This is a genomic window from Roseobacter sp. EG26 (genome assembly GCF_049830555.1).
Classification (GTDB): domain Bacteria; phylum Pseudomonadota; class Alphaproteobacteria; order Rhodobacterales; family Rhodobacteraceae; genus Roseobacter.
The window spans coordinates 25,266-36,697 of sequence record NZ_JBNBLH010000021.1; the positions used below are offsets into that span (position 1 = coordinate 25,266).

General features: G+C 55.2%; 11 protein-coding genes. 5 read left to right on the forward strand and 6 right to left on the reverse strand.

The genetic code is table 11. The features are described from left to right. The first annotated feature begins 11 nt into the window (after nucleotides 1-11). Nucleotides 12-1,088: an ABC transporter ATP-binding protein gene (locus tag ACOTTU_RS23565; protein WP_425661761.1), complete on the forward strand. Its 1,077-nt coding sequence runs from the start codon at nucleotides 12-14 to the stop codon at nucleotides 1,086-1,088. A 114-nt stretch (nucleotides 1,089-1,202) separates the two neighbouring features. Here ACOTTU_RS23565 and ACOTTU_RS23570 read toward each other — a convergent pair whose 3' ends face one another. After that, the gene (locus tag ACOTTU_RS23570; RefSeq protein ID WP_425661763.1) at nucleotides 1,203-1,985 is read right to left on the reverse strand and encodes an inositol monophosphatase family protein; all 783 of its coding nucleotides are present in this window, start codon (nucleotides 1,983-1,985) and stop codon (nucleotides 1,203-1,205) included. A 96-nt stretch (nucleotides 1,986-2,081) separates the two neighbouring features. Beyond that, on the reverse strand, nucleotides 2,082-2,651 hold the full coding sequence (locus tag ACOTTU_RS23575; RefSeq protein WP_425661765.1) for a histidine phosphatase family protein: 570 nt from the start codon (nucleotides 2,649-2,651) through the stop codon (nucleotides 2,082-2,084). 230 nt (nucleotides 2,652-2,881) lie between these two features. On the opposite strand from ACOTTU_RS23575, the gene ACOTTU_RS23580 reads away from it, so the two are divergent. Next, on the forward strand, nucleotides 2,882-4,258 hold the full coding sequence (locus tag ACOTTU_RS23580) for a M20/M25/M40 family metallo-hydrolase (protein WP_425661767.1): 1,377 nt from the start codon (nucleotides 2,882-2,884) through the stop codon (nucleotides 4,256-4,258). A 47-nt stretch (nucleotides 4,259-4,305) separates the two neighbouring features. After that, complete coding sequence (locus tag ACOTTU_RS23585; protein ID WP_425661769.1) at nucleotides 4,306-5,559, forward strand: hypothetical protein; 1,254 nt, start codon at nucleotides 4,306-4,308, stop codon at nucleotides 5,557-5,559. Nucleotides 5,560-5,668: 109 nt separating this feature from the next. On the opposite strand, the gene ACOTTU_RS23590 is transcribed toward ACOTTU_RS23585, so the two are convergent. Genes ACOTTU_RS23590 through ACOTTU_RS23600 form a run of 3 tightly spaced genes read right to left on the reverse strand, consistent with a single transcriptional unit; the run spans nucleotide 5,669 to nucleotide 8,756 of the window. Further along, nucleotides 5,669-6,811, reverse strand: coding sequence for a substrate-binding domain-containing protein (locus ACOTTU_RS23590; protein ID WP_298920824.1), 1,143 nt, complete (start codon nucleotides 6,809-6,811; stop codon nucleotides 5,669-5,671). Between the two features lie 44 nt (nucleotides 6,812-6,855). After that, the gene (locus ACOTTU_RS23595; RefSeq protein WP_425661772.1) at nucleotides 6,856-7,983 is read right to left on the reverse strand and encodes an ABC transporter permease; all 1,128 of its coding nucleotides are present in this window, start codon (nucleotides 7,981-7,983) and stop codon (nucleotides 6,856-6,858) included. 11 nt (nucleotides 7,984-7,994) lie between these two features. After that, on the reverse strand, nucleotides 7,995-8,756 hold the full coding sequence (locus tag ACOTTU_RS23600; protein ID WP_298920827.1) for an ATP-binding cassette domain-containing protein: 762 nt from the start codon (nucleotides 8,754-8,756) through the stop codon (nucleotides 7,995-7,997). Nucleotides 8,757-9,156: 400 nt separating this feature from the next. Here ACOTTU_RS23600 and ACOTTU_RS23605 point away from each other — a divergent pair, with 400 nt between their 5' ends. Then, on the forward strand, nucleotides 9,157-10,059 hold the full coding sequence (locus ACOTTU_RS23605; protein WP_425661775.1) for a GntR family transcriptional regulator: 903 nt from the start codon (nucleotides 9,157-9,159) through the stop codon (nucleotides 10,057-10,059). Nucleotides 10,060-10,257: 198 nt separating this feature from the next. Then, nucleotides 10,258-10,917 carry an SGNH/GDSL hydrolase family protein gene (locus ACOTTU_RS23610; RefSeq protein WP_425661777.1) on the forward strand — a complete coding sequence of 220 codons (660 nt, stop codon included), beginning with the start codon at nucleotides 10,258-10,260 and terminating at the stop codon, nucleotides 10,915-10,917. Nucleotides 10,918-11,133: 216 nt separating this feature from the next. On the opposite strand, the gene ACOTTU_RS23615 is transcribed toward ACOTTU_RS23610, so the two are convergent. Beyond that, nucleotides 11,134-11,432 (reverse strand): thiamine pyrophosphate-dependent enzyme (locus ACOTTU_RS23615; RefSeq protein WP_425656491.1); only part of this gene is annotated, 299 nt, incomplete at its 5' end.

Below are 11,432 nucleotides of genomic sequence, written 5' to 3' on the forward strand. Positions count from 1 at the left end.
GACGCACGGATATGAGTATCAATTCCAAAGCCGCGCCGGTCAGTTTTCGCAGCGTCACCAAAATCTATGGCAAGGACGTTGTGGCCGTCGATGATATCAATCTGGAGATTGAAGCGGGCAAACTGGTGACCTTGCTGGGCCCGTCGGGCTGCGGCAAAACAACAACACTGCGTATGATCGCCGGTCTGGAAATGGCCTCAAAGGGTTCCATTCATATTGGGGATCGCGACGTCACCCTGTTGCCTGCGACCGATCGCGATGTGTCGATGGTGTTTCAATCCTACGCGCTCTTTCCGCATATGACGGTGATGGAGAATGTCTCCTACGGGCTGGGGTTTTCCGGGTTCGACAAATCGGAAACACGCGACCGGGCCGCCCAGGGGCTCGATCTGGTGGGTTTGAAGGGATATGGGGATCGGCTGCCTTCCGAGCTTTCGGGGGGGCAACAGCAACGTGTCGCCGTGGCCCGCGCATTGGTGCTGGAGCCTCAGGTGTTGCTCTTTGACGAACCGCTCTCCAATCTGGATGCCAAACTACGGCGTCAGGTGCGTGAAGAGATCCGCGAAATCCAGCAGAATCTTGGATTGACGGTCGTCTATGTCACCCACGATCAGGAAGAGGCCCTGGCGGTATCTGACGAGATTGTCGTTATGCGCAACGCAGGTATCGCGCAGATCGGGACACCTCGGCAATTATATGACGCACCGGCAGATCGGTTTGTCGCAGACTTTATCGGTGAGGCGAATATCATCCCGTGCGAAATCACAAATGTGACCGGAGAAACCGCAAGTATCCGCGTTGACGATTTCATCCATTCATTGCCCGCGCGCGGCTTGGGGCAGGGGGCGGCAATGCTGGCTGTAAGGCCCACACGCTTGAAGCTGGGTGCAGAGGCGGGCATGCACATGGAAATTTCAAAAGCGACATATGTCGGCAGTCGTATGGAATATACGTTGAATGCTGGATTTGGACAGATTTTTGCCGTTAGCGAAAATGTGGATGCACCGTTGGGTGTTGGGGAAAGCGTGATCGTGGGGTTGGATGCGATTGGCCCGGTCTTGCTGCCAGCTGACGAACCACCGAGATAGAAACTTGTTTGCTTTCAATAGGTTTTGTCTCCATATGATTTTGCAAAGTCAACGCGCCAACTTTGCAAACCCCAACGCCTTGCCACCTGCAAGACGGCTCGACGTGTACACTACCTAGCTTTGATAAGCTGCATCAGCAATTCGCACCAGATCTTTGAAAACGCCCCTGCTTCCCACGACGACGCGCCCCCCGTTTGTCATCATGTCATTCGCGCTTTGCTCTTCAATACACCCTCCGGCTTCCTGAACCAGCAGTTGCCCGGCAAGACAGTCCCAGGCGTTCATATGCTCTTCGACATAACCGATTAACCGCCCCGCAGCCACGTAGGCGAGCGAGAGAGCGCCGGAGGCATTGCGATGAAAGATGCCGCCCTCGGTCAGAACGGACTCAATTACCCGGACAGAGGCCGATTTGTTGATGCGGTTAGAAAATCCGGTACCAATACTGCCGCGCGTCATTGCTGTATTTTCGGGGCAAACCAGTCTCTCATCATTCAACCAGGCACCCGCGTCGCGGATCGCCAGGTACATTTCCTCATGGATCGGATCACAGGTGACGCCAATCTGGGTTTGATCGTCCTTTACCACGGCGATGACCACTGTCCATGCCGGGATGGCCGAGATGAAATTCGTTGTGCCATCAATCGGATCGATTACCCAAGTGTAGCCCGATCTGGAAGGTTTAGGTGCGTCTTCCTCCCCCACGATACCATCCGCAGGAAAGGCTTCCTCGATCATCTTGCGGACATGGACCTCAACGGCTTTATCGGCCTCGGACACAAAATCCTGAGGTCCCTTATCTTCGATGACCAGGCTGCCCAGCCGCCGAAAATAATCGAGCGCAAGCGCCCCGCCGCTTCTTGCAATATCGACCGCCGCGTCGCTGCGATTATCCATGAAACCACCTTGTTCTTAAGTCAATGAAGACCCTTACCTCGCAGGTGTCGCGAAGTCTGTCCAGCCGCTTCAAATCCGTGCGTCCCACGCTGCCCTTCAGCACATTTGCTCCATGGGCTGCCAGGTCGCGCGTGGTCTCCGATCCAACGTTGAAAATGAAAAAAAGCACCCGCCGCCATTGGGTTGGTCATGCTTCCTGTCAATCTCGCGCCCGCTCAGAGCGCAATATAATAGAGTTCCGACAGCGCCGTGTCCGACGAGAAGGAGGTCACCCATGATGGGGCCTTCCAAAACCGCATTTACCTCATCAACAATGCGCTGCTGTGCGTGGTTTGCTGTTTCCCATCCACGAATGCTTTGTGCCGGATTGTTAAAAAAACGGTCGGCCACGGCCTCGAACCTATCTGACGGTAAGAATCCCGTCGCGCTCCGGTCATTTTCATGCATCCGTGGACGCACCTCAACTGTCAGACCCAAAGCGGCAGCCAATGGCTGTGCCGTCTCGACCGCCTTGGTTTCGGCGCTGCTGACGATACGGGTGGTGCCGGTCAGAACATCACGCTCCGCCAGTTGGCGCACCCTTTGAAGGCCCAACTCGTTGAGGGACCATTTGTCGATGTCCTTGTGCGGTTCAATCAAGACCTGCGGGTGGGAGAGATAGCGCACTGTAAGATCCATACCGCACGCTACCGCGCCGTGAGTCGGTGGCAAGATAGAATTGTGGGTTTATGTGAACTGGCGCCTATTTGATGCACGCGGCTGCGGCCAGTTCTGGCGGGTTCGCCCCGGTCTCGATAATAAGGCGTCGGATGGGATACACATTGCTGTTCAAACCCGTACTATGGCTTCATCGAGCGACGGATGGTGCATCGCACATCCCTTTGGAGGTTTGAAAGTTGGCTAAGAAACAAGGCGCAAGTGGTGCCCCTACGGGACCCGATGAGCAGGAACTGGCACGTCAGTACGTCGAATTCCTTGGGAGGTGCAAAACGGGCGTAGAGGTTTGTGACTTCATTCATGAAGAGGCACTGGCGCAGGGCTTTCTCGAAAAGGGACAGGCGCATGACAAAGGCGCGCTACGACTGTCCTTGCGGTTCAATGATCGGTGCGGTGTGCTTTTCTCCATCTCTGATTTCTCGAAAATCGGCGATGGTTTGAAAATTCTTGGCTCCCATGTGGACAGCCCGCGCCTTGACTTGAAACCTGCGCCGCCCGAGGAGAAATTTGGGGTGGGCACGTTACAAACCCGGTACTATGGCGGTATCAAAAAGCACCATTGGGTGGGTATCCCGCTCGAGCTACACGGTCGGGGGCGATCAAAGTCGGGTGCGCGTTTTGCGGTAAGGATCGGTCGACAGGCGGATGATCCGGTGTTCACCATCAGTGATCTGGCGCCTCATCTGGGGCATCAACCGGATGGCGGGGCGACCAATAGCTCGCAAATCTCTGCGGAGCATCTCAACGTGATCGCCGGTTTGGCCGATCCCGACACGCCGAAGGACAAGAAATCTTTTGCGGAAGGGATGCTGGCGGCATTGGGCCTGGAAGCCGGTGACTTTGTCACAGGCGAATTCGAGGCGGTGCCGGCCATGCAACCGCGGTTTATCGGCTTTGAAAAGAAAATGATCGGTGCCTACGGTCATGACAATCGCGCCTGCACGTTCGCCTCACTCAAGGCTTTTCTGGAGATGCAGAAAGCGGGTCAGAACTGTGCGTTCATTTTCACCGACCGCGAGGAGGTGGGATCGCAGGGTGTTCATGGTGCAGATTCCAACATCCTTGAGCGGTTCCTTTTCGAGGTGTTTGAAGCCTTTGATGAAAAAGATTATTTCCTGCTGCGTAAAGTCATTTCGAATTCCGTGATGTTGAGCGGCGACGTGAATGTAGCGCTTGATCCGTCCTGGCCGGGACCAACAGACGAGCGCAACAGCGGGCATTTGGGCAAGGGCGTTTGTATCGCAAAATACACGGGATCGCGGGGGAAGCGCATGGCCAGTGAGGCCGATAGCTCGCTGGTCAGTCAGATGCGCAATATCATGATCAAGGATGATTTGCCGTGGCAGCCGGGGGAACTGGGCAAAGTTGATTTTGGAGGCGGTGGTACCGTGGCAATGCATTTTGCGCGCCAAGGGGTTCAGGTCTTTGACATGGGGCCGCCAATCCTCAGCATGCACAGCCCTTACGAGGTCATGGCGGTGGCTGATCTGCAAACCACTTATCTGGCGTATAAAGCTTTTCTGGAACGTTTTGAGATCGAAGATCCCGTGACCTAAGAGATTGGCGCGACCACGTTTCGAGTTGACACCAAGAAAGATGGCAAATGAATCTGCATGAGTTTCTGGATAAATCCGTAACCCCCTATCATTCTACACGGGCTGTGTGCGACTGGTTGGAATCCGCCGGGTTCTCTGAAGTTGCGAATTCCGCGGAACAGGCACCTGGTCGGTATTTCACCGTACGTGGGGGCAAAACGGTCTTCGCCTGGGTTGTGCCAGACAACCGGGAGGCAGATGCATTCCATATTGTCTCTGCGCATACGGATTTTCCGTCGCTGAAAATCAAATCAGAGGGGTATTTCTCGAAAATGGGATGCCATTTTCTGGCGGTTCATCCTTATGACGGGCCAAATTTGGCGAGCTGGATGGATCGTGATCTGGGCATCGCCGGTCTGGCCTATTTCAAAGAGGAAAATTCGGTTGCAGCAAAGCTCATCCATTCAACGCTGAAGTGCCGAACCCTTGGGGTGCCGACCCATATGAATGCGGGCAAGGCGGAACCAAATGCGCAGACAGACCTCCACTGCCTGTTCGATACCGGCGACGCGTTGACCCCCGAAGCTTTCTGGGAAACGCTGTTGGCGGGCACTGGCCAGCAGGGCGTGCCGCTGGAGCACGACTTGTTTCTCTACGACACGGCAAAGTCATCGACGGTTGGGAAAGAAGACGCGTTTGTGAGCGGCGCACGATTGGACAATCTGATATCCTGCTTTGCCGCGATTTCAGCGCTAACGTCTCGGGATTGGACCGGTGGCATGTGCATACCGGTCGTGGCGCTTTTCGACGCTGAGGAAATTGGCAGCGGCACATGGCTTGGCGCCAAATCACCGCTTTTTGAAAAGGTTCTCGCGGGAATTGGCGGCGATAACCTTGATGAGATGATCGGTAAGTCGGCGCAGATATCACTGGATGTGGCGCACGCTCTTCACCCGCTTTCACCGGAACTGTTTGACAGCCAGGAGTCGCCGATCTCGGGGTCCGGTCCCGTGGCAAAATACGGGATACGGGGCAATTATTCTTATAATGCGCATCTGATGGCGCATCTGAAGATGCTGGCGGGTGAGAGTGGCATCAACATGCAGAGCTTCACCTACCGTGCGGATCGTGGGCAGGGCGGATCGTTGGGCCCGCATTCGTCGACGGCGCTTGCAGTGCGGTCTGTCGATATCGGTGTGCCGATCTTTGCGATGCATTCGGTCAGAGAAGCCTGCGCACGCGCTGATATTGATGCGTCAACCACGCTGCTTTCAGCGTTCTTTGAAACGCCATGCCCGTTTGATAACAATCAGTCAGACTGAATGAGGGTCTGTCGATCAAACCAAACGCGACCCATCTGCAAATAAATGAGCCTGCTCCCTTTCAGGAGCAGGCTCACAGGGTTCAAGGAACCGGTCTTTGCTGCTGTATCTAGCGCTCCAGGGCGCCGACACCGGAGAAGCGGAAGGCTTCTTTTTCCAGGTTGTCGATTTCTTCGATGCTCATGTTGTCATGGGCGACGGTGATGCGACCCAGGAACACCAGCGGTAACTCCTCTTGGCGTCCTTCAAGGTGAGCCTTGATGGCCTCTGCCGTTGCCGCGCCGACGTCATCGCCCATCCGCATGGGCGTCGCGTCAAGCTCCCCACGGCGAATGGCATCAAGCTCAAGGCCGGTGCCGCCCCATCCGGTGGAGAAAATCTCTTTCTCTTTGCCAATGGACAGCTGCGCTTCGACCGATCCCATAGACATGGCGGTGTTAGCGTTGTGGATGACTTTCGCTTCCGGATAGGCCTGCAAGATCAATTGCGTCCCCTCAAAGCCGCCTTCGCGCTGATACTCACCGTAGTGTTCGTAAACAACGTTCCAGTTCCCTTTTTCTGCGACGCAATCCTTGAAATCACCCGAACGCTGGTTGTCGGTGATCCCGGGGATACCCCGGTTCATGGCGTAGGTCACATCCTTGCCCAGACGCTCGACCATGTAGTCACAGATCTTGAGGGCCCCGTAGGCGGATGAGAAATCAAACCAACCGGCAGGTTGCGTTTTGAGATACTTCAGCGGTGTGTGAAAGGCCCAGACAAAGGTTGTCAGATCAGGATTGGCTGAAAGCTTGTCAATGTTGTCGGCTTGGGTTGCAAGTTCGGAGGGACCGAAGATCACGAAGTCATAGAGATCAGCATCCTGATCCACCTGGCTTGCATAGGTTGCCTGCAATGAGTGCTCGACCTGACGAGAGGCGAATTCGCGGGTTTCATACTTGATGCCCAGTTGGTCCAGCCGCTTGGTCAGAGCCAGATAGTTCCGTGCCCAAAAATCTGATACATCCGCGGAAGGGTAGATCAGCGCGATCTGGATCGGATTTTCCTGTGTGCCGCTGTAGGGGATCGCAGCTTCACCAGTAGCGGCTTGCAGCGCTTCGAGGGCACCGTCCTGATTGACCTCGCCGGGCAGCCAGTGATCCCTGTCAGCAATGCCGGGCAGCTCCTTGAGCGGCAAATCCGCCGCGCCGGCTGCCAGCGCCGTTGTGGTGGCAAGCAGTGCTGCGACCAACGGTGTTTTGAATGTTGTCATTTAAGTTCCTCCCAGAAGTGAGCGATAGCCGCTCGATGAATGATTTAGCCGCTTGGGTTGGCCGGGCCGCCAAAGATCAGACTAATGATGCTGAGCACGATCAGGGCCCCCATGATCCAAACCGTCATTTTCAGCAGCTTGCGATTGTCAGGGTTGCTGAGCGCGGCGGCCAAGCCGCCTGAGCCATCGCGATCCTTTTTCTGCAGCCAGGTGTAAAGCGCTACCGACAAGATGATGACGACGCCTGACGCCACCGATTGCCAGAAGAATTCAATGCGCAGGGTGACAAGCGCGTTGATCATCATCGACAGCAGCAAGACACCGGCCAGCGAGCCGACAATCGAGGCGCGCCCCCCGAACAGGGATGTCCCTCCCACGACAACGGCGGCGATGACATGCAGGTTGAAATAGGGGGCGGATGTCGCCTGAATGGCATTCAGCTTACCGGTAAGCATGATACCGGCCAATGCGGCCATCGTCCCCATCAGCACATAGGCGTAGACCCGGTGCCGGTCGACCGCGATGCCTGTCATTTCGCTCGCCTCAGGGTTAGAGCCGATAGAGATGGTATACCGTCCGAAATGAGTAGATTTCAGCATGAAGTAGCCAATTGCCAACGTAATGAGGCCAATGACGACAGGTGTCGGCAGGAAGACCAGAGACTGGCCACGCCCGATCTCTGTGATCAGATCGGGGAACCGCGCAAGAACAAGCCCCTTGGCAATGACAAGCGCAAAGCCTCGATAGACCAGATCCATTGCAAGGGTGCCAATGAGGTCGGGCACCTTGAACTTGGTGATGACCAATCCATTGATCAAACCCATCAAAGCACCGAGGCACAAGGCGATCAGCGCTGCCGACCAGGCCGGGAAACCATATTGCTTGATCAGAAAGGCCATAATGATGGACGAAAGCGCGGCAACCGATCCGATAGACAAATCGATACCGCGTTGTGTGATGACAAATGTCATTGCCATTGCCATGGGCATATAGAGCGCTGCATCGAGCAGTATCTGTGTCATGTTCGAGACACGGAAATAACGCGCAGGCTCTGCGACGCCCATGAACAGGATGATCGCGAGGATCATCGCCATGGGCCCAAGAAAGCTGATGTAGGGTTCGATCTTTTCCGAAAAGCTCGGCTGTTCGATCGCGGTTTCGCTGGATGCCATTGGTTCTGCCCCTATGCTGCGGTCTTGGTGCCAACAATCATGCCCAGCACTTCTTCGTTGGTGGTTTCTGAGGTTTTGACGACGCCCGCGCATTGGCCCCGGCGCTGGACATGGATGCGGTCAGATACTTCAAACACATCATCCAGTGAGTGGGAAATGACGATGATCGCGAGACCCTGCGCCTTCAGCACCTTGATCAATTCAAGCGTGCGCGCCGTTTCCTGCGGCCCCAAGGCGGCAGTGGGTTCATCCATGACCAGCACGCGCAAATCGTCATGTCGCACCGCGCGCGCAATGGCGACAGCTTGACGTTGCCCACCCGAGAGGCTCTCGGTCGCAACATCCATGCTTTTGAGCTGAACACCCAACCGATCCTTCAGAACGCGGGTGGCTTCCTCTTTCATGCGTCGATTGTCGAGCGCGGTGAAACCGGCAACAGACTTCGTTAGCTCGGCGCCCAGAAACAGGTTTTCGGCGGGCGTCAGGTGGTCGGCGATAGCCAAATTCTGGTAAACTGCGTCAATGCCATTCTCGATTGCATCGGAATGGCTGGCCATCTGGAAGGGTTTGTCGTCGAGCTTGATTGAGCCTTCCGTGGGCTGGTAGACCCCGGTTAGGACTTTGATGAGGGTGGATTTTCCTGCACCGTTGTCGCCAACGATGGCCAAGACCTCACCGGGATAGGCGTCGAGATCGACGTTATCCAGTGCAACGACGCCGCCAAATCGCTTTACGATTCCTCGCATTGCAATGATGGGTTTTTGTGATGCCATTCTTTCCCCCTCTGGCGCCATCTGATGTTCATCCAGATATGATCCGCATCTGTGTGGCAAGAGACCCTCTAGGGACCTGCTGCCCATGCGCAATTTCTGGATGCCCTCCGTTGAACGCAGAATACGTTACCGATAACATCTGTCAAGTGTTATCGATAACATAATCGTGCCACTGGCGATGAAATTCTCGAACATCCCTAAAAACCCTGTGTAAGCAAATCAGCGATTTCAACTATCTAACGAAGCTCACGCGATTCCATGGCCCATAAATAACAGCAACTTAGGTGGATTCTGGAGGTATCAATGTCGGTTTTCAGCCTGATCTGTCTAGGCGGGATTAACCGTGTGATTTTTTATGTAATGTGATTAGATGATCCGGGAGATTGAGTTTTGAGATCAGATGTCGCGGGATAAGAGTACCTATAAGGAGACCTTTAATCGTGCTCTCGATCTGATCGCAAAAAATGGCGTAGGGGCCACTCTGCCAACAGAATCTGAGCTTTCACAAAGGTGGGGAACAAGTCGCACGACCGTGCGAGCCGTGCTGACTCAACTAAACACCGCAGGCGTCATTTCTTGGTTAGGGCGCAAAAAGGTGGTCCTGCGCGAACCGTTGAAACGGGATTTTTTCCCGGCGGAAGAAACGACCTCGACCAGTGAACGGGTCCAGAGCAAATTCATGGAATACGTGCTCGGAGGCAACTTGAAACCGGGAACTCTTGTGCGGGAATCCGATCTGGTGCGCGCATTTGGTGCCAGTACATCTGTGGTCCGTGAGCTATTAATCCGGTTTTCACGATTTGGGCTGATTGAGAAGAAACCAAACCGGGCTTGGGTGTTGCGCGGCTTCACTCGTGAATTCGCAGCAGAGCTTTTTGATGTGCGAGAGATGTTCGAACGCAGGGCGTTCGAGGGATTTTTGAAAGCCGGGTCTCAGAGCGCGGGTCATCAGGCGTTGCGCGCGCTGGAACCAGAACACCGTCGGATCATGGCGCATATCGATACAGCCTATCGCGATTTTCCGCGGTTGGATGAGCAATTTCATCGGGTTTGGGTGGACCAGCTGGGCAATCGCTTCGCGGATGATTTCTTTGGCCTCGTGTCGGTTGTGTTCCATTACCACTATCGCTGGAACAAAAAGGGTGAACGAGAGCGAAATTACTATGCCGCTCAACAGCATCTGGCCGTCATTGAGGCCGTCGCAAAGGAGAATTTCTCCGAGGCACAGTTGAGATTCGACGAACATCTTGAACACGCACGTTCAACATTGATGAAATCAGTTCAATGGGATCAACCGGCCTGAGCTTCGCGCCAGCTCGTTCACCGCTCACACGTATTTTTAAGCTGATTTGAAGAAAGTCGTTGAGATGTTTCCGGCGACATTAACGGCTTTTCACATAGTGGTGGGTAACTTGTCGCTTGGGACGCTGCGGCTGACGTCGCTGCGATGGTGAAAATACGATTGGGGTGTATTGGGACAATGAAATTCCTTCTTCTTCAAATGAGTTTGATTGCGGTGGTGCTGATGGGGTGCGGGGAAACGGTCCCGGTAAATCAGTCGCCTCGTATTCTTGCGATGGGCGATTCCATGATGGCCTGGCACGCCGGGAGCGATAGCGGCATTTCCGACAACGTGGAGCAAATACTCAACGAGCCGGTGATTGATCGCTCCGTTGTCGGGGCCAGAATGATCTACAATCTTCCCATTACCGGGGCGATGGGGCTGAATATTGCCAAGCAGTATGCGCCCGGGAACTGGGATTGGATCATCATTAACGGCGGCGGCAATGACCTATGGCTCGGCTGTGGGTGCAGCCGCTGTGATCGTCGTATGAATAAGATGATCAGTGAGAACGGGCGTAATGGCGAAATCGCCAATCTCGTAAGCAGTCTGCGGAGAACCGGCGCGCAAGTGATATACGTAGGGTATCTGCGAAGCCCCGGTGTCGGGTCGATCATCGAACATTGCCGGGATGAGGGCAATGAGTTGGAACGCAGGATTTCGCGGATGGCCCAGGCCGATGGCGGAGTGCATTTTGTTTCGCTGCGGGATCTCGTGCCATATGGTGACAGATCCTTTCACTCGGGCGATCGGATTCACCCGTCGCAAAAAGCAAGCCGCGAAATTGCCAAACGCATTGTTGGCGTGATCGAGCGGTGACAAAACCCATCATACAGGTCGGCCCGGATCTGCTAGTTGGCATTGCCGGGTTCGGCCCGTATCTTTCGATAATCCAATATTAGCGCCGCGTGGTGTTGTCCGACTTCCCCCCCCGCAGCACCATCGATGTAGTCGAAGACCATCCACGGCAGGCGCCTGCGGGCGAGGCGGCGGGCGTCTGCTGCGGAGTGGATATGGGCGGCGGCGGGCATCGGCTCAGGCCTGAACCGCCTTCATGAACCGATCACGGATCACCACCGGATCCATCGTGATCACCGGCAGCTTGATGTTGCCGCTGTCGCATTTGCTGACGATCACGGTCATCTCCTTGCTGTCGATGGCCGCTTGCAGCGCGGCCCCGGTCTCTTCCGCCTTGCAGGTGACGACATTCTCGCAACCACATGCTTTTGCGACATTTTCCAGCTTGGTTTTCTTGCCTGCATAGGTCGGTTGATCGCCAGTGGAGCCGTAAGAGCCATTGTCGATGATCAGCAGAATGTAGTTGTCGGCCACGT